At 39.4% G+C, this 17,886-nt stretch carries 17 protein-coding genes; all 17 read right to left on the bottom strand.

The features are described 5' to 3' along the window. Window position 1 precedes the first annotated feature (1 nt). The 17 genes from ABC502_RS07315 to ABC502_RS07235 all read right to left on the bottom strand — a co-directional run bounded on the left by ABC502_RS07315 (window position 2) and on the right by ABC502_RS07235 (window position 17,802). Window positions 2–1,087, bottom strand: coding sequence for a glycosyltransferase (locus ABC502_RS07315; protein ID WP_345915399.1), 1,086 nt, complete (start codon window positions 1,085–1,087; stop codon window positions 2–4). Between the two features lie 3 nt (window positions 1,088–1,090). After that, window positions 1,091–2,113: an EpsG family protein gene (locus ABC502_RS07310; RefSeq protein ID WP_330086387.1), complete on the bottom strand. Its 1,023-nt coding sequence runs from the start codon at window positions 2,111–2,113 to the stop codon at window positions 1,091–1,093. Further along, complete coding sequence (locus ABC502_RS07305; RefSeq protein WP_345915398.1) at window positions 2,101–3,189, bottom strand: glycosyltransferase family 4 protein; 1,089 nt, start codon at window positions 3,187–3,189, stop codon at window positions 2,101–2,103. The genes ABC502_RS07310 and ABC502_RS07305 overlap by 13 nt, the downstream gene beginning before the upstream one ends. Window positions 3,190–3,208: 19 nt before the next feature. After that, on the bottom strand, window positions 3,209–4,144 hold the full coding sequence (locus ABC502_RS07300) for a glycosyltransferase family 52 (RefSeq protein WP_345915397.1): 936 nt from the start codon (window positions 4,142–4,144) through the stop codon (window positions 3,209–3,211). Window positions 4,145–4,162: 18 nt separating this feature from the next. Further along, window positions 4,163–5,359, bottom strand: a complete 1,197-nt coding sequence (locus ABC502_RS07295) for an oligosaccharide flippase family protein (RefSeq protein ID WP_345915396.1) — start codon at window positions 5,357–5,359, stop codon at window positions 4,163–4,165. Window positions 5,360–6,181: 822 nt separating this feature from the next. Further along, a complete protein-coding gene (locus ABC502_RS07290; protein WP_330086383.1) occupies window positions 6,182–7,126 on the bottom strand; it encodes a Gfo/Idh/MocA family oxidoreductase in 945 nt (314 codons plus the stop codon). 14 nt (window positions 7,127–7,140) lie between these two features. After that, a complete protein-coding gene (locus tag ABC502_RS07285) occupies window positions 7,141–8,109 on the bottom strand; it encodes a dehydrogenase (protein WP_330086382.1) in 969 nt (322 codons plus the stop codon). After that, window positions 8,102–8,803, bottom strand: a complete 702-nt coding sequence (locus ABC502_RS07280) for an acylneuraminate cytidylyltransferase family protein (protein ID WP_330086381.1) — start codon at window positions 8,801–8,803, stop codon at window positions 8,102–8,104. The genes ABC502_RS07285 and ABC502_RS07280 overlap by 8 nt, the downstream gene beginning before the upstream one ends. Before the next feature lie 4 nt (window positions 8,804–8,807). Next, the gene (locus tag ABC502_RS07275) at window positions 8,808–9,860 is read right to left on the bottom strand and encodes a nucleotidyltransferase family protein (RefSeq protein WP_345915395.1); all 1,053 of its coding nucleotides are present in this window, start codon (window positions 9,858–9,860) and stop codon (window positions 8,808–8,810) included. Between the two features lie 2 nt (window positions 9,861–9,862). Then, window positions 9,863–10,375 (bottom strand): GNAT family protein, encoded by a 513-nt coding sequence (locus tag ABC502_RS07270; RefSeq protein WP_345915394.1) that lies wholly within the window; start codon window positions 10,373–10,375, stop codon window positions 9,863–9,865. Next, window positions 10,368–11,357 (bottom strand): pyridoxal phosphate-dependent transferase, encoded by a 990-nt coding sequence (locus ABC502_RS07265; RefSeq protein ID WP_345915393.1) that lies wholly within the window; start codon window positions 11,355–11,357, stop codon window positions 10,368–10,370. Before ABC502_RS07265 ends, ABC502_RS07270 begins: the two co-directional genes overlap by 8 nt. Beyond that, window positions 11,341–12,504 carry a UDP-N-acetylglucosamine 2-epimerase gene (neuC, locus tag ABC502_RS07260; RefSeq protein WP_345915392.1) on the bottom strand — a complete coding sequence of 388 codons (1,164 nt, stop codon included), beginning with the start codon at window positions 12,502–12,504 and terminating at the stop codon, window positions 11,341–11,343. The genes ABC502_RS07265 and neuC overlap by 17 nt, the downstream gene beginning before the upstream one ends. Then, window positions 12,504–13,505: an N-acetylneuraminate synthase gene (gene neuB / locus ABC502_RS07255; RefSeq protein WP_345915391.1), complete on the bottom strand. Its 1,002-nt coding sequence runs from the start codon at window positions 13,503–13,505 to the stop codon at window positions 12,504–12,506. The genes neuC and neuB overlap by 1 nt, the downstream gene beginning before the upstream one ends. A gap of 9 nt (window positions 13,506–13,514) precedes the next feature. After that, window positions 13,515–14,510 (bottom strand): GNAT family N-acetyltransferase, encoded by a 996-nt coding sequence (locus ABC502_RS07250; RefSeq protein WP_345915390.1) that lies wholly within the window; start codon window positions 14,508–14,510, stop codon window positions 13,515–13,517. After that, complete coding sequence (locus ABC502_RS07245) at window positions 14,507–15,661, bottom strand: LegC family aminotransferase (RefSeq protein WP_345915651.1); 1,155 nt, start codon at window positions 15,659–15,661, stop codon at window positions 14,507–14,509. Before ABC502_RS07245 ends, ABC502_RS07250 begins: the two co-directional genes overlap by 4 nt. Window positions 15,662–15,666: 5 nt before the next feature. Next, the gene (locus ABC502_RS07240) at window positions 15,667–16,857 is read right to left on the bottom strand and encodes a UDP-N-acetylglucosamine 4,6-dehydratase (RefSeq protein ID WP_345915389.1); all 1,191 of its coding nucleotides are present in this window, start codon (window positions 16,855–16,857) and stop codon (window positions 15,667–15,669) included. After that, window positions 16,858–17,802 carry a Wzz/FepE/Etk N-terminal domain-containing protein gene (locus ABC502_RS07235; protein WP_345915388.1) on the bottom strand — a complete coding sequence of 315 codons (945 nt, stop codon included), beginning with the start codon at window positions 17,800–17,802 and terminating at the stop codon, window positions 16,858–16,860. Window positions 17,803–17,886 lie beyond the last annotated feature (84 nt).

Here is a 17,886-nt window from a genome sequence, read left to right as displayed (position 1 = left end):
CTTACTCACATTCATTATAAATTGATAACCAAGTCTCAACTGCTTTGTCGATAGAAAAAAGATTACAAACTCTTTTCCGACCCATATTAACTAAATGAGTTCTTTCTGATTCTGAAATTGACAAAGCCCGGACGATTGCATCTCGTAACGAACAACTATCAGCAGGCGGAACCAAATAACCGCAATCACCTAAGACCTCCTTAACGCCACCACAATCAGTTGCAACAGCTAATGTACCTGAAGCCATAGCTTCAGCTACTACCAAGCCAAATCCTTCCCAAGAAGATGATAATACAAACAGGTCAGATGCAGACATCAAATGAGGAACATCACTGCGAACGCCAGTGAATATTACATTCTTCTCGATATCTAACTCGATCGCTTTTTCTCGAAGTTGTGCCAACAATGGACCAGCTCCTACAATGAGAAGAAAAATTTGGTGCTCCTTGATGGAGGAAATGACATCCAATAATAATGTAAAATTCTTTTGGACATGCAGCCGCCCTACAGCTAAAACCAGTTTTGCTTTATCAGGTATATTAAACTCGGAACGTACTGTATGTCGAAATGTGATGTCGGGTCTGAATTTTTTTATATCAATACCATTGTAAACCAACTTAATTCTACCAGGTTTAGTTGCTCGATTACTGATAAACGAATCTACAGCTTCTTGACTGACATTAGTAAAGTAATCATTGAATGAATCAGTTACACGATAAAGTGCAACCCTAGAAAACCCACCATCATATGTATTATGCGCAGTACAAACTAAACGACGTAAACTGAAAACCTTTTTATACAACCTTGAAAATATTATCGCGTGAAAAAGGTGACTATGAACTACATCTGGGTTGAAATCTTTTACAACCTTCCTAAACCTGATAACCCCATTGAATATCGAAGCCATCCCTTTAAGACCGAGTGTAATTACTTGGATGTCATTAGACTCTGGTCTAACCTCGATTTCATCTATCATAGAGACTATTGCAACTTTATTACCTTGCTTATGTAATTCTGAAGCAAGTGCACAAACCTGAACTTCAGCACCGCCCATTTTCAAGCCTGATATAACAAAGAGAATATTCATAATTTAAAACCCAAAGTAAGATACACCATAAGGTGTCAAACTGTTGTTTTTGACAGTATCGACAAATGAAAAAGAACCAGCCAGTATGATTACAAAAACCAGAACAACATCCCTATATGAAAATTTTGCCACAATTGCAGCAATTATGAAGGGCAAAAAAGATATGATAAACCTACCAGCTAGAGGTGAAATAAAATACATTGTCAGATACGATAAAATCCCTATGAAAGCCAACCGGACAGTCTGGTCTTGATAAAAGTAATATCTAGATCGTGTGAGTAATATAAAAAAAACAAATGACCACAAAACCAGTGCACCGCCACCGACATTCACACCACTAGTTAAATGCTGTGCAGTAGCCTGTCTAGCACCTAAAAGCTGAGCAAGATAGATAAAAGATATTGAAATTACGAGAGAAAGCATTATCTGTGCAAAGAGCCGTAAATAGTACCTATTACTATAATTTTGCCCGGAAAGAGCAACATCTAGGATATACATTACAAAAAATATAAAAAAAGATGAGTGAACAAAACCAGCTGCGAGTATCACAAGCGCTATAAAATACTCTTTCCTTGTAATCAAAACAGCCCAAATCACCATTGACACTGCCAAACCTTGCCTTAATGTAACAAGCTGCAAGTGAAAAACTTGCGGAAGCAGCAGTAATATCACAAAGGAGAAAAATAGCATAACGCCATTTCGGCTGGACTTAAAAACAAAATATGAAACAGAAAAGCTAATGATAAAAACAAAAACAGATGGCATTTGTTCAGGCGCGAAAAATATCCGCCCAAGGTAGTTGAAAGCCAAAAACAATGGCTCATTAAAAGCTTTCCCTAAAAATGAATCATAGCGCAAGAATATTTCTTCATAGTTTCGTGCGTAAGCAAAATAATTTTCTCGGTCTCTAAAAGCCGCGCTTGGCAAATATGAAAGTACAGCAGAATAAGCTAATGCAAAAATTAGTGATAGTGAATTCATCAAATCCTTATGGGAAATACGAATATCTCTGTCTATCCATTGCATAGAAGTATCTTTTCCCATTTCGTGATAAAGGATTCAACATTGAACTCGGTTGCCTTGCGGAGCGATGAATTACTCATACAGGCATAAAATTCCGGATCGTTGAAAGAATTAATGGCAGTTATCATTGATTCTGCTAGTGATTGAACATCTTCAGCATTGCTTAGCCACCCAGTAATACCATGCTCTATCATTTCACCAGGTCCAGTATTACAGTCAAATGAAACAATTGGCAAACCAAAGCACATAGCTTCTAATAGAACCATCGGGAATCCTTCATACCTAGAGCTCATAACATAGGCAGAAGCGTTCTTATAATAGATATCAATTTCTTTTGTAGCTGGAATTAAATTAACAGAACCAGATAAATTTAATTTTTCAATTTGCACGGTAAGGTCATCACGTCTTTCTCCATTACCAACTATGTTTAGTTTCCATTCTGGATGTACTTTGATGACTATAGACCAAGCTTTTATTAATAAGTCATATCCTTTTTGATCTACCAATCGACCCACAGACAGAAACGATTTGCTGTTGATATTTGCCAACTCATTCGAAACATCGAAAGTTAATGGGTTAGATATAGCAGATACAGAAGCAAAACAAAATGATTCAGCCAACCAAAACTGTTTATCGCGCTCTGTTAGAGTAACAATATTATCAGCACGCAATGCAGCAAGGTGTCTTGCAATTCGTCTAGACCTCCTCCCCAAGTCAACATGGTAATTAAAGTGTTCCCATACTATGTGATTTAATTTCAGATTCCAGACAGCCGGGACAGCATAAATTGCAAGCATTGATTCAACAGTAATTAAACAATTTATTTGGTTAGTTCGTAAATAGGCTCGGAGCTTACGTGTTATTTCAAAGTACGCAGTAAGGCCAGCACCACGCACATTATTTAAGCTGTTGTATTGAATCTTCTCTGAAATTTGGAAAAAGGGTTTATCGCTGCTATAGAGATTAAGTACATGAACATCAAATCCCTTGTCACAAAGCTGATTAATCAGAATTGATGAAACTCTTTCTGTACCGCCAGAGTTACCCATGTCACTTATGAACAAACATATTTTTTTCATCGATATTAAGCCCAAATAACTACTCTATATGAAATGGATTGCCACCAAGTTCTACCAAGGAATGTGAAAGATCGTTAAATTGAGATTTAACCTCCGGCGAAACCAATGTATGTATATTAACCCACTCAACACCGATTAAATTAAAAAGAGCAGCACTACCAATTCCATATACATTAACTGTTTTGAATTTCTTACCAAGCTCAACAATTAAATCTTCTGCTATTAAATTTCCGGGCAGTTTTTCAAATGAATTGAAATAATTAGAGTTATCTTTTGGATGTTGAATGTAAAAAAAGTTCTCTAGACCCTTGAAATATTTTTCTAACTTTACACTCAAATAATCAGCGTTGGTATTCGCAACTACGTGCAAAAGACTTCCGAGAAAAACGTGACATTCATCATTTAAAACGGGCATATCCCTTGCCAGATTATCTTCACCAAATAAAGATATCAGGCTTACATTATCAATTATATTTTTCCTATTCGGGTATATGGAAAAATGCTCAACGGATGATCTTTTCACTTTCTCCAAGCTGTACCTGCAACCCAAAAGAAAGTAAATAATAGCAGTAAATTTTGAGCGCCTTGATATGTAATATATTGAGTCTTTAGAAATATTAGAGGCTCCATCATCAAAAGTTATCAATTTAGAAAAAACACAGTGAGTTAACACTAAATGAGCATAAACATTATCAACGCTGGCCAAGTAGATGCAGTTATATTTTTTGGCTTTAAACAAGCGCTTTATGTCTAAAAAATATTTTGGAAATCTAGTGCGACAGAGGTAAAAAATTGATTTTCTTGATTTATTTTCAAGCTGATGGAAATAGTATTTTTCCTTATCACTTTCAACATGCGTAAAATAAAATATCTCGTAATTAATCAATTTTTTTTCATGTATTATCCTTTGCGCAATTACTGTTTGCAATGCAGTACTACAAATAAAAAGATCCACAAGATACGTACCTTAACATTATTTTTGCAAGCCTTGGCTGTACCGCCTACAAAAAAAGTAAATTAAACAAATCGTAAATGAGTTCGTTATAAAAAGAGTGAAAGCCATCATTTTAAGATTGCTTGATCCCAAAGTCGCAATTAAAACAATATGTAAAGCAGATGAAACGCCTGTACCAATCGAAACGGCGACTGTTTTTCCATGATAAAACAAGTAATTAGCTAGTAGAAAGTAAGGGGCATTCATCGCAATGCCCAGAAGAAAAATGCACGCGTAAACTTTAGACTCAACAAAGTTATCACCAAATACATAAGCATATACTGAGCTTGGTAGCATATAGGCCAGTATAGCCGGCAAGGGGATTACAATTATAATATAAAACAATAATTTTCTGATATCACAAAATTCGAGTGATTTTTTCTTTAAAGCTTCGAAGTAGTATGGAGTTAGCGACTTCTGGGCTGCCATCAATATTATAGCTAATATCGAAGCAATCTGAAATCCAACTGAATATAAACCTAATTGCTCTTCGCTATAGAGGTTGTATACAAACACTCGATCAAGCTGCCCTTTAGAGAAAAGGCTAAGATTATGAATAATCAACGGTGTCCCGAATGATAAAATGAATAGTAAGGAGACTTTTATTTTTCTTCTGTTGATTCTTACTTTTCTGAAGCTTTCAGAGGCTCCACCAGCTACAACCATTACTGCAAGAATAATTGTTAGCAAATTAACGAGCATTACTATGTACAACCTTCCTAATGCGGATGCATTAAAAATTTCAAATAGTAAAACTGTAAGGAAAGCAGAGAATAAACTATTGAAAACCTGTATGTATAAATACTCTTTAACTTTCCTTTGCATTTGCCGAATTGTCAATTGATTCGAAATTATACTCTGCGTATAAGAAACTGATGCACAAACGAAAAGTATTTCACTTGCAGTTACAAAAGAAACAACGCAGATAATCAGATATATAACTGACGAATACAAAACCCCTGTAAAATTTATTAGCCCAATTGCTCGCTTTCCATATGCATAATAATAACGAGCAATAGCGCCATCTTGGCTCAGACTCAAAGCCACAATTAACAATGCTGCTATTACTTGGTAAAGAGATAACTCACCGTAGCCAGCAGGGCCAAGCACCCGAGTTAAATAAGGTAAAAGCAAAAAGGGAATTGCTTTGGAAAAAACTTCCCCTAACATATACAAGAAGCTAGCTTTAAAAATAACTTTTTCCTTTTCTAATTTCTCAAAACAACGAGTTTAAAATAAACTTTGAGACTCATTACTATGACCTGTAATACATTTCTTATAATTCTGAGATTTTCCAATTCCTATTCTATATATTTCATTCAATCTATCAGTAAAAATATACTATTTATAAGTCAATCTTCGACTATTTCTCTAACTTGGGTTTGATAGCTGAAAATAATCTATCGTAACCTTTTTCATTCAAATACCATCCATCTACAGTATGCTTATGTACACTAGAAACATCAAACCCAGAATCTATCAAACTAAAACTACTATTTACATTAGGTATGTTCGTCTAATATGCTGTTGTAGATATCAATGCGAGTACTCAATAGTGAGCTACCCTCTGCAACAGCACTGGAAATAAGCCCTGTCTTCATCGCCATTTTTTTCTACGCTTCTAATTGACAAACTGATAAATATGCGATGAGCATGAACATTCGGCATGTATTTCTCTGTAGGTTTGAAAAAAACTAAAGTGATGAGATTGTATACTATTATAAAGGCAACTAATTATCGTAGATAAAAGATAATTTCTTTTGAACTTATTTAGCGAACAAAACTATAGCACCAATTGCAACATAATAATGTAAGGATTACTCCTCAAAACGACCAGTCTTACAATCAATATTCAAACCCTCAGAAATAGACACTAGAAAAGATCTATTTATAAACTCTACTCCTTTAAATCTACATCTCATTTTATAGGGCCTAGTATCGTTTTAGCAATGCCTCTTACACGGAAGTACTATCGAAATACCAAGAATCAGTACACTGTTATTCATGCACATACCCAGCAATCTGATTATATGTATCCATTAAGTTTAACTGCTGTTCTATTGAGCACAGGTCATTATTTTCTCCGTTAAGAAAAGCTTTAACCAATAAATAAAGGCCGGGTTTATACTTAGTATCAAGCTGATTATCTATCTCCACACTTTCTAAGGCTATGCTCCCAAGCTTTTGAAGTTGTAACTGCTCCATTGGTCGTAAATACAACCTATGTTTGTGGGTAAGAATTTCAATACCCCATCTACCTGGTGCCTGCCAATTTGCATGATAAGAAAATAAAGCACCTGTTCTAGCAACACCAGAACCAGCGAAATTTGCAGACCTCTTATGCCAGTTTAATGATCCGCTTGTATAGCAAGATATCTGCTCAGGTATACCACCTAGATGAAATGCTAAATCAACAACATGGCTAGAATTGGCAGTAAACCACTCCTCCATTACACCATCAGCCTTTGTTAGCTTTTCTATTACATGAGACCATTCCGTAAATTCAAAATTGAATGAAGATACACCACCGTCTGCAGCAATGATTTCCTTTGCCTTCTGAACCGAGCTAAAAAACCTACGGTTATAAGCCACGAAAATCGTTGCACTTGCTGTCTTCGCACTTGATACCAAGAAATGTATTTCTTTACTATTCATACCCCCAGGTTTCTCGACAAGGATTTTTTTTACACCACCTTTCAATAAAGTTAAGCAGCTATCTGCGAGCATTTCGACACCGGTGGCTATTATTGCAAACTCAGGAGCTTTAAGCCCGCTTTCAAGGGCGTTTTCAACCCCCCCTGTGACAACCGATACACCAGTATCTCTCTCAAAACTTGCTGCGGAATCCTTGCCCCTGCCAATAACCATGAAATTCAAATTTAAGTCATTTAGGACCGTGCAGTAAGCCTTCGCCATGCTACCTGCACCGATTAACCAAATCATATTTGCTCCTGGATTTATGTTATTAAACAAGCATCTAGCTGTATACCAAGCTGCTTCGAAATATGATCGAGTACCACGTTAATGAACGGAATGTGAATAGCGCATGACTCCGTGAGCGGTGTCAACTGGCATTGATCAGAAGTAATTAGATCAGCTACGACACTACCTGTCAGTTGACTTTGTAGCAACGGCGTATAAGCTCGCCGCTCACTATCGCTACCTTTGTTACAAAGCCATGATTTATCAATTTCATTTATTAAGTGTATTGAATTACCATTTTCAACTTTCACTTCCAAACAGCAATCCAATTCTTGTCCACATACAATTTTTAATGAATGATTTCCCGCAGTAAGCTCTATGCTCCCAGTAATCTCATAATTGCCAGCACGCTTACTTTCTATCAACCCTGCATCTAACTCAATGCAACCCACTTGAAGCGCAGTATTGCCGATTAAAAATGTAAATAAATCAATAAAGTGAATACTGTTACAAGCCATTCCCCATGAATTGCCTGTTACAGTCATATGAATAGGCATATTTAAATCTAAAAAAGACCTAAGCTCCTGATAAGTTGGAAATATTCGACGAGGGCAGTTTACCCAACTCTTAATTTTCAAATCTTTGAGCAAAGATTGAATAGTTGAATAATCGTCAATTCTCTGAAAAAGCACCTTTTCAAAAATAATGTGATTTACGAGGTTTTTTTGGGTAACCAATAGTGTTTTGGTAACATCTGCTCGTACGTTTGCAGCCGTTGCAATAATACACACGTCAAAATATTGGAGCTCTGGTAAAACAGTCTTATAGCAAATCTGACTGTCTTTATTACCCCACTCGATCTGACGTGACCGATCCTCTGCAATACTCAATGCCTCAAGCGATGGGTCAACTACTGTAATATTCAGGCGACCTGTCGAAAGTAACGCACCTTGTAAATGTCTACTACCCAGTTGGCCAGCGCCAATAATCAATAATTTATGCATGTTCTTCCATATAATGTAAAACGGCTTCTGCAGTTAGAAAGTCCAATTCATGATCAATGTCGACGGACTTATTATTATCCATTACATATGCAAATATGTTTGAAGATAAAAACATCGATTTTTCTTGATAAAACCTGCTAACCCTAGTTAAGTATATTGCACCATTAACTCTGTAATAATCGGGAAGGTCCTGACTTCTTAACTGGCTAACTTCTTTACGAATAAATCCGCTCATAGAGTTATCAGCGGGCAAAGTATTCGACCAAAGTGGCGAGTGTTCGCACCGACAAACCGAAACGACTGCATCTGCTGAGTTAGATCGAAGTAATTCTATGGCACCACGAATATCGACAGCATCACGTATTGGTGATGTAGGCTGGAGCAACATGACAAAATCAAACTCTTCACCTTGGGATCGATAAAAATCTAGCGTGTGTCGAATGACATCTGTACTTGAACTGGTGTCAGTTGCCAGCTCTTGCGGGCGAAGAAACGGTATCTCAGCTCCGGCTTGTTTAGCGACCTCAGCAATAACCTCACAATCAGTTGTTACGATCACACTGGAGAGCTCTCTAACCGCAAGCGCAGCATCTATAGTCCATGTAATTAAAGGCTTACCATTCAAATTTTTAACATTCTTGCCTGGCAGACGCTTACTACCTGCACGTGCCGGGATTACCGCAAGTATTTTCATAAGACTAAAACTCTATAGTTGCTATATCTATTTGCGCACGTTCAAAGTCTTCCTTACGACCTATATCAAGCCAATACTCATGAATTGGAAACATCAACACTTCGCGATTACGCTCAATCGCTTGCTCTAGCAGAGTTGGCATATCCAAGCGTTGGTTCTGCTGCACCGACTTTCTTAGCTCCGGGCTGATAACATAGATACCTGCATTCACAAAATACCGCTGTATCGGCTTTTCTACCATGGAGACAATGCGATTACCTTCACCATTGATTACTCCGAAGGGCACCTGGTATTCATAATCACGAACACACATGGTAGCGCTCGCTGCATTTTTATTATGAAAGGCCAACACTCGCTCAAAATCTACATTGGTCAATACATCACCATTCATTAGAATAAGCGGCAGATCAGCAAGATCGGAAGGTAACAACCCTAAGGCTCCACCTGTGCCCAAAGGGGTTTCTTCGTGAACATAGGTAATGTTTACCTGCCACTTACTGCCATCACCGAAATACTCACGAATCATTTCAGGCATGTAATGTGTAGAAATGTAGAAGTTTACAAAGCCGGCTTTGATGAAATTGTCCAATACTATTTCTAGGATAGGCTTGCCACCTACTTTCAGCAGGGGTTTCGGACAGTTGTCAGTCAAAGGTCGTAGTCTGGTGCCAAAGCCACCAGCCATCAGAAAAACAGGGTTATTATAGGTTTGCTTGTGAAGCAACGCGTACAACGTCTCTAAACCAACAACCTCATTATTTGAAATGATAGGAATAGCATGCAACTGCTTTTTATCCATAAGCTCCAGCAATTTTTCACGCTTTGTGCCTAATATTGCAGTTGTAGGATTCCGGAACATCACCTGATCTATAGGGTCTTCAAGTGAAGCGCCTTTTAAGATGGCCCTACGAATATCACCATCGCTTACAGTGCCGAGCAATTGATTCTTATCGTCAATTACCATCGCCAATTTCAAGGCCTGTTGATTTATAACAGTTAAAACCTGCCGAATGGTTTCATTTGGTGATACCAAGACTTTTTGCCAATCATGACTCATAACTATGCCTTTTCGTTGTTCTGGCTTATCTGACGAAAAAAATCGATAAATGTTACCGGCGCAGAGAACTGAGCAAGTTCCCGACGCTCACGTTTTTCACCAGCGCTAAAACCCAAAGCAACAGCAGTTTTAATGGAGGCAATATTAGATTCAGCTATCCAAGCAATTAATAAGTTATAGCCAGGCCGTATTTTCTGTATAGCTTGCATAATCATAATTTTAGCTAAACCTCTACCAGCCCACTTTTCAGAAATACCGTATGCCAATTCAACCTGCTGCAGCTCAGCAGAATAATCTAAATATAAATAGCCCACGCCTTCATTCCCGGCCTTCAGTAAATATACCTCCCGGCACTCGCTACGCAACGCTTTGCAGAAGTGTTGCATTAATCCCTCTTTATCGGGGGCCTTTTCAAATCCCGACCAATAAATATTTAGTGGCTCAGATTTGAGACTAAGATAAATATCAAAATCTTCGGGACCGGCAGGAACTAATCTAAAGGTTTCGTTACTCATGGGCGAAACTCCTTAACAGATTGCAAACTCGCTCAATATCCTGTGAATTATATCTCGAGTCCAATGGCAGCGACAAAACATGATCTGATAAGTTGTTTCGTGCGACTTGCAATGTTGGCCAATGAATGGCCAAAAAAATATCTTTTTCCATTAATAACTTGCGGACCACATCTCTTCTCTTACACCATAGAGGAAGAAAACTAGGAAAAGCTGGCTTAATATCGATATATAACTTTCGCTCCAATAAGGATTTAGCCAATTCAAGATTAGCCTTTCGAATCGCAGTCTCTTCAGATAGTTTCTGAAAAAAAAGATTCGCCACGTAGCAACTCTTCGCACTTGCTTCAAAAATCCCCTGTTCCGTATCAAGAATCTGTTCTGCATATACAAACTGATCGAGGTAATCAACCTCTCTTCCAAGACCTCGCTGCAGAAAGTCATACTTCCTTGCTTTTGCGAGATACTTGGCGCAGGTAAAGTCATTCAAATACAATTTTGAGATTATACTTAAAGGCCGGTTAGATATGACTTGGCTATAGTCAGCAACAGCCGATATTTTTCTTAAACTATTAAAATAACACCAATGTACTTCACTTGAAATGCCGGGCGGTTGAATCTCAAAAACGTCATCAATTATTAGTGGTAAACGACTTCTCGCTAGAACTGCTTGCAAAGCCGCAGTGCTGTAACCAAAATAACGGACTACATACAAAGCATCGACGTCTGCCGATAAAATGCTTAAGTCAAATGACAGATCAGAAAGGACGGTGTAAAAAGAAACTTCTATATTGTAAGCTTCCAAAACATCCACAACGGCTTGGCACAAATAGTCCGGTATTAAAATACGTTTCCCTTTCAAGCGCATTGATTCTAAAATCCAGCGTAAAGAAGAGCGACCACTGTTAGTTGTACCAAAGTACAGATCTAGCGGAGCAAATTCCTGCTCTCCGCCAATCAATTTACTGTTACTTTTTGAGGTCATAAAATGGCTTGGCAAGCAACATAGTCAGGTCAATATCTATGAGTACATCAACTACCTTTTGTGAGCTATTCCCTTCCCCATATGGATTTGTCGTACTTCTGAGCTGTTTCTGAAAATCTGCAGAGTAAATAGTATTAAATGCACGCCCTATGTCTGCTTTATCAGCACAAACATCAATTGTGCTTTTGGCTCTAACACGCCCTTTTTGCCGGTCACCAATGTTAATCGTTGCAATTTTGAACGACGGGGCCTCAACTATACCGCTAGATGAGTTCCCCACAACAGCATCGACAAACTGCAAGGCAGATAAATAGCGAAGCTGCCCTAGGGATTGAAACGCTATAGCTTTATGACTGTTATCAACCACATACTGCTCAATCATCTGATTAATCATACGACCTCCAACATCGGCATTTGCTTTTGTGAAGATCAAAAGGGAATCATCCAGAATGTCTAATGCATCTAATAGTTGTGAAAAATTCTCTTTCACCTCTGCTACGGCCTGCGTAGTCTCCGGATGGTAAGTTATAAGCAAGTTCTTGTTTTTTAACGGTCGACCTATAGCCGATTCAAATTCGCCTTTAGATAACAATTTCATACGAAGTAAATTATCAAGACCAACTTCACCAACATTAAATACTTTTGACGGCTGCTCCCCCATCTGAATAATTCTTTGTGAATATTCTTCCATTGCAGTGAAATGCAACTGAGAAAGTTTAGTCACCGCATGCCGAAATAATTCGTCGAGAGCACCTTCCGTTAACTCACCGCCATTCAGGTGTGCTACGGGTATACGGAATATGTTTGCCGTGGCAACAACAGGAAGTAACTCATATCGGTCACCCAGAACTAAAATAATATCTGGTTTCAGTTCATCGAATGCTTCTGCAAAGCTTATTTGCGCTAACCCCATGCTTTTGCATACACCTATGGGTGTATCTGACGACAGCAGAATCTCGATCTTTTTATCAACTTTAAACCCATCGGCTTCGATTTGTAAATTAGTCAATCCAAACTCCGGAGACAGGTGGGTTCCGGTAGAGATAATCTGTAGCATTAGCTCTGCAGAGTTCTGAATATCATCCATCAGACATTTGAGCAGACCATATTCAGCCCGGGTGGCTGTGACTACACAAATTTTTCGCATTAGATTAGGTCCCCCACTTGATAGTCTTTGACAGCGGTTGAACCAACTACTTCATCCCAACGCGTTGGAGATATTCCTGTACCGGGACGTTTAATCACCAACATTTCGGCTGATATCAATGTCCCTTTTCTAATAGTGCTGGCTGCCACCAGACTTTTTCGAACCACACTTCGGTTCTTCTTTTCCATTGCCGTTGGTATCTTCCAACCTGAACCAAGCGCCTTCTCAACCCGGCGAATAGCTTTGACCATAGCTGATAGCTCTGCCGGTTCTAAACTTGCTTTATGATCAGGCCCTTCCATAGCAGTATTAAGTGTAAAATGCTTTTCGATAACTTTTGCTCCCAGAGCTACAGCAGCTGTAGGAATTTCAATTCCAAGAGTATGATCTGAGTAACCAACGGTAATACCGGGAAATGCCTGCTGTATCGTCAACATTGCATTCAAGTTCACATCCTCCGGAGCTGTTGGGTAATCCGTAGTCGCATGTAATACTGTAATTGAAGATAAAGGCAAACCGGCTTCAGTCAAAATAAATATCGCGTGCTCTACTTCAGATAAATACCCCATTCCTGTCGAAAGTATGACTGGTTTGCCAAAACCGGCAATATGACGTAAGAAAGGAGTATTCGTCAGTTCTCCTGACCCAATTTTAAATATATCCTGCAAGTCATTTAAAAAAGTTGCACTTTGTTCTTCATCTGGTGTTGACATAAACAAAATACCTTTGGAGTCGCAATACTGCTTCAACTCCTTAAAATCTTCGTAGCTAAGTTCTAAACGTTTCAACATCTGAAACTGAGATTCCTGACGCTGAGTGTTGTGCAATTGGTACTCTGCCATTTCTGCATCTTCAGTAACGAGTAGCTCCGTCTTCCAGGTTTGAAATTTAACAGCATCAACACCAGAACTGGCAGCAGTATCGATTAATTTTTTCGCTAACCGGATATCGCCATTGTGATTAACACCGGCTTCTGCAATAACAAACGTTTTATTTTTCATCTTACCCTCTCAAGCGCGGTAAAGCTGGAATAGTTTCGGCACAGATTGACCATGTTGCTCAAGCCACATTTTATTTAGCTTCTGTCGAGTGTCTGGAAGAAAGTCCAAACCTGCTATGTAAAAAGGAACATGTATTGGAGAGAATTTAGCTTTGAACTTAAACAAACTATCATCGGCAGATGAAGTTCGACCACCGCCCAACATCATGTAGCGACACCCAAGAGATTTTGCGTGCTCAAATGCAGCGTCAAGGAGAAGATAATTACCGTTCTCTTTTACAAGTTCCTGACTGTTGGCTGAAAGATGGTAGTGAGCTAACTCAGAGCAACACATGAAGAACCCTGCTGATAACACCTGTTTCCCTTTCAGAACCCCAATTAGATTGACCTGCTCTAACTTCAGTAATGATTTGAAATATTCTTCTTTAAAAAAGTAAAAATCAGCGGCCTCATTCTTCCGCATTGTTTGATAATACAGCTCCATAAATGACGGAAGCTCTAGTTTATCGATAATAACATCAAGGTTAAGTGCAGCCTTTTTGACAATATTACGTGTAGTCTTTGAGTATAGCGCGCGACGCTCCTCAGTGGATAAAGTGAGATCAACTAAAACTACTTCACGCTCCTGACAATGCATATCGAACAACGCAGGGTACTTTGACAGAGCATTAAATGGATGGAAGCGAATAAATTCACACACAATGCTCTGCGTAGCACAATAAGCTTTATAGTTTTTAAACGCTCTATTCAAGAACACTATGTCAGAGCTGTTCGTCAAGGGTCCACCATATCCATATGATGTTTCTAAATCATATAGCTCTTTTTGCAGAACCTTACCTGCAACTACATTAATTCGACGTTTAATGGAGCGAAATGTGACATAGAATATATCTTCGCTGTAGGTATACTCAAACGGCTCACTGTCGTCAGATACAATGTATAATTCTGTATACTCAGGTTTATAATAGATATCATCAGCAAGACTATTTATCGGCAACAAGTTCATAGCATATCCAAAACTACCGGCGAGCTGGGTAAATTAACCAGATGGCCTTCTAACCATTCTGATACAGCCAGACTGCCTCTGGGTGCATGCTGATACATGGGCAAGCGATGCATCAACTTCCAAATCGGTCGAGTCATCACTCCATTCTCATTAGTGACCTTCAACAACTGCTCACGGCTAGGGACATCCGGGCAAATAACCGCATTTAGCCAGTAGTTTGACTGCGCATAGTCAGGCTCTGAAACAAAGTTAAACTCTGAGTTGGCAAAGTACTGTTGATAGTGTGTGGCAAGGCTGCGTTTTTGTTGCAAGAACTTTGGCAGCACTTCCATTTGCGCGCACCCCAAAGCAGCGTTTAAGTTGGGTAAACGATAATTGAAGCCAGCTTCATCATGGAAAAACTCATAAGGATGAGGTACTTTGGCCGTTGTGGTCACATGCTTGGTGCGTAAACCTAGCGCTTCATCACGGCACAACACCATGCCACCCCCTCCCGTAGTAATGATTTTATTACCATTAAAACTAAGAGCTCCCAGCTCACCTATAGTTCCGGTATGCTTTCCTTTGTAATAAGAGCCTAAGCTTTCGGCTGCATCTTCAACCAAGCTTAGCTGCCACTTCTCACAGACAGCAAGCAACTCATCCAGCTCTGCTGGATGACCAAAAGTATGCATGGGCACAACTGCACGGATCCGGCGCTGATTTGCTTTGTGAAAACAACCCGCTTCATTGGAATAAGCATTCTCTGTTAAGAAATGCTCCAATGCCACAGGGCAGAGCGATAAGCTCACTTTGGACACATCCACAAAAATCGGTTCTGCACCCATGTGATGCAGTGCATTACAGGTAGCCACAAAAGTTAGTGCCTGGGTAATCACATAATCATCTTGCTTTACCCCTGCCATGTACAATGCGGTATGCAGTGCTGCGGTACCATTGACCGTAGCAACAGCTTTTGCCGAACCTGTAAAGCCTTCGATTTTGCGTTCAAACTCATCGACAAACTTGCCTACGCTGGAGACAAAAGTACTCTCAATGGTTTCGCTGACATACTTCTGCTCATTGCCTGCAAATGTTGGCGCATGCAATGGAATAAACTCATTGCTTTGGTATAGCTCGCGAATAAAACTTACTAGCGCTGTACTCATAATCTGGCCTACATTTTACTGTCTAGGTATTTGCCTGTCTCTTTGTGACCGAAACCAGGAATCATGGTGTGAAACAAGGCTACCAGCTCAGGCTTGGTCCAGGCTTTTTGCTGTTTCATGCGACGGATTTCCTGTTCAAATAAGCTAAGCAACTCAGGCTGGTATTCTGGCTTATTTTTAATCACGCCCAGGCTGTCAAACCGCTGCATATCAAGCTCTTCGTTTTCAGTAAAAAACTCTTCGAAGTCTTTTTCACCGGTAGTATCGCTTGATGTAAACAAGCAAGGCCATTTACCTTGCTCAGGCAGGGTTTTAGCCAACTCACGGGCTTCATCTTCGCTGCTGCACAGATGAGGTTCATACCCTCGCTGCTTTAAATATTTAACAGCAATCTCTGCAAAGGTAATTAAATGCAGTGCTTCGCTTAGTTTGGGAAAGAAAATATCACGGTTTTCACCAAAAATGCAGGACATCAGACAGAGTTCACCAGACTCTTGCGGTGTGACAAAATAACGTTTGATATCATTAGGGGCCACTATTGGTTGGCGCTTTTGAATTCGCTGATTAAAACCGTGCAGCAAAGAACCATCTGAAAACGCAACATTGGCAAAGCGGGCCGTAGAAATAGCGATCTCTTCGCTGCGTCGCATCAGAAACATTTCCATGATCCGTTTTGATGCTCCCATCATATTGACAGGATTCGCAGCTTTATCGGTAGAGACACAAAAATATTTTTTTGCTCCCTTTGCAATTGATTGAGCTATGGTTTTGTCGGTATTAAAAACATTTACATCAATCATCCGCATCAAGGTAAATGGGTCTTTTTCACTGCGAACATGTTTTAGCGCAGACAGGTTCAACACGTAGTCGTATTCACCGTCAGCTTCAATGAATGCATCGTACTCAACAGAGCCAATATCCAATGCAAAGGTTTGAAAATCACCGTTGATATAACCGAATGAACTTCGGATATCACGCACCAGCTCTACCATATTGTTTTCGCTGATATCGACAACGTGCAACTTTCTGGGATTGCGCTTAAAGATTTCCTTCGTGACCGCCTGCCCAATAGAACCTGCGCCTCCCAAAACAAGGAAACTAGCATCGCTAACAGACTTACTTAAAGCAGCAGAATATTCATCCATATCCTTGTAGAAAAGTGTTGAATCTCTGCCAATTAAGGATAAAACGTCTAACATCTAAGCTTCCTTATCTGTCTTAAAAAGTATATTGAAAATTAGAACGAGTACAGAAGCAAAAAAACCACCTAGTATTGTAAAAACAATAACAATGAGCGCTCGTCTGGGTGAACTTTTTTGTTCAGGGACGATCGCATGATCAATGGTTTGAAAAATGAACTCTTTTCGAACATTTGCGAGCATTAGTGACTTCGTTTGCTCTTCTATCAAAGAAAAAAGCATAGTGCGGGCATCTGAAAGCGTTGTACTAGCAACTTGCTCATTCAGATAAGCAATACTGCGCTCTGCCTCTTGCAACTCCCTCTGCCGCATTTCCTCATTAATTTCTAGTACAAGATAATCCAGCCACTCTTTAGCTAAATAGGGGGAGTAATGCTCTATCGTAAGACGGACCATTCCACTACTTGCATCTCTAGACACATTAAAAAGCTTCATAAACTCTTCATAGGTTTCTAGTTTGCTTGGCTTAGCTTTACGAGGAGGTTTAACATCTCTAACCCATTGACCTGTAGAAATATTAAATGCTGTTTTATCAAGGATAAGCGTGTTTGTTGCTATATCCCAATCAATCGCCGCCACCACAGGAACAAACAAGTCATATTTTTCAATAAAGCGACCGATAAACTCTCGGCTTCTTAACACCTCTATAGCTAGAGTAGTTTTATCAGCTCCACTACCAGCACCTAAACTAACACCTGCTAAAGCTGCCAAACCGCCAAGTTGACCAGGAATACGCATATTTTGCTCTTGAGCTACAGGTGCAAGTAAAACTTCCGATTTATAGATATTTGGCAAGTTTAAGGCATGAAGTACAGAGCCCACAGCAAAAACAAAGGTAACCGCAATAATAAACCACTTACCTTTCCATAGACTGACAAACAACTCGCGCAAATCAATTTCATCATCATGCACTCTTGAGTCTTTTTTTGAATCTTCAGTGGTCAAGGTTCAGTCCTTCTTATCGTTGCTTCAGACACGCTACCGCCCTTAGGTTTTTGGCCCCTAAAATGCCGCGCGCTATTACTAGTT

It is taken from the genome of Alkalimonas sp. NCh-2 (assembly GCF_039631345.1).
GTDB classification, from domain to species: domain Bacteria; phylum Pseudomonadota; class Gammaproteobacteria; order Enterobacterales; family Alteromonadaceae; genus Alkalimonas; species Alkalimonas mucilaginosa.
The sequence above is the reverse complement of the archived record's forward strand: the minus strand, read 5'-3'. Positions and strand labels throughout refer to the sequence as shown.

Bases quoted from the DNA above. Each gene is read 5' to 3' on its own strand.
- neuB (WP_345915391.1), bottom strand. From the start codon at position 13,505: ATGAAAAATAAAACGTTTGTTATTGCAGAAGCCGGTGTTAATCACAAT.
- ABC502_RS07265 (WP_345915393.1), bottom strand. From the start codon at position 11,357: ATGACCTCAAAAAGTAACAGTAAATTGATTGGCGGAGAGCAGGAATTT.
- ABC502_RS07280 (WP_330086381.1), bottom strand. From the start codon at position 8,803: ATGAAAATACTTGCGGTAATCCCGGCACGTGCAGGTAGTAAGCGTCTG.
- ABC502_RS07310 (WP_330086387.1), bottom strand. From the start codon at position 2,113: ATGCAATGGATAGACAGAGATATTCGTATTTCCCATAAGGATTTGATG.
- ABC502_RS07305 (WP_345915398.1), bottom strand. From the start codon at position 3,189: ATGAAAAAAATATGTTTGTTCATAAGTGACATGGGTAACTCTGGCGGT.
- ABC502_RS07290 (WP_330086383.1), bottom strand. From the start codon at position 7,126: ATGATTTGGTTAATCGGTGCAGGTAGCATGGCGAAGGCTTACTGCACG.
- neuC (WP_345915392.1), bottom strand. From the start codon at position 12,504: ATGCGAAAAATTTGTGTAGTCACAGCCACCCGGGCTGAATATGGTCTG.
- ABC502_RS07285 (WP_330086382.1), bottom strand. From the start codon at position 8,109: ATGCATAAATTATTGATTATTGGCGCTGGCCAACTGGGTAGTAGACAT.
- ABC502_RS07240 (WP_345915389.1), bottom strand. From the start codon at position 16,857: ATGTTAGACGTTTTATCCTTAATTGGCAGAGATTCAACACTTTTCTAC.
- ABC502_RS07270 (WP_345915394.1), bottom strand. From the start codon at position 10,375: ATGAGTAACGAAACCTTTAGATTAGTTCCTGCCGGTCCCGAAGATTTT.
- ABC502_RS07275 (WP_345915395.1), bottom strand. From the start codon at position 9,860: ATGAGTCATGATTGGCAAAAAGTCTTGGTATCACCAAATGAAACCATT.
- ABC502_RS07250 (WP_345915390.1), bottom strand. From the start codon at position 14,510: ATGAACTTGTTGCCGATAAATAGTCTTGCTGATGATATCTATTATAAA.
- ABC502_RS07315 (WP_345915399.1), bottom strand. From the start codon at position 1,087: ATGAATATTCTCTTTGTTATATCAGGCTTGAAAATGGGCGGTGCTGAA.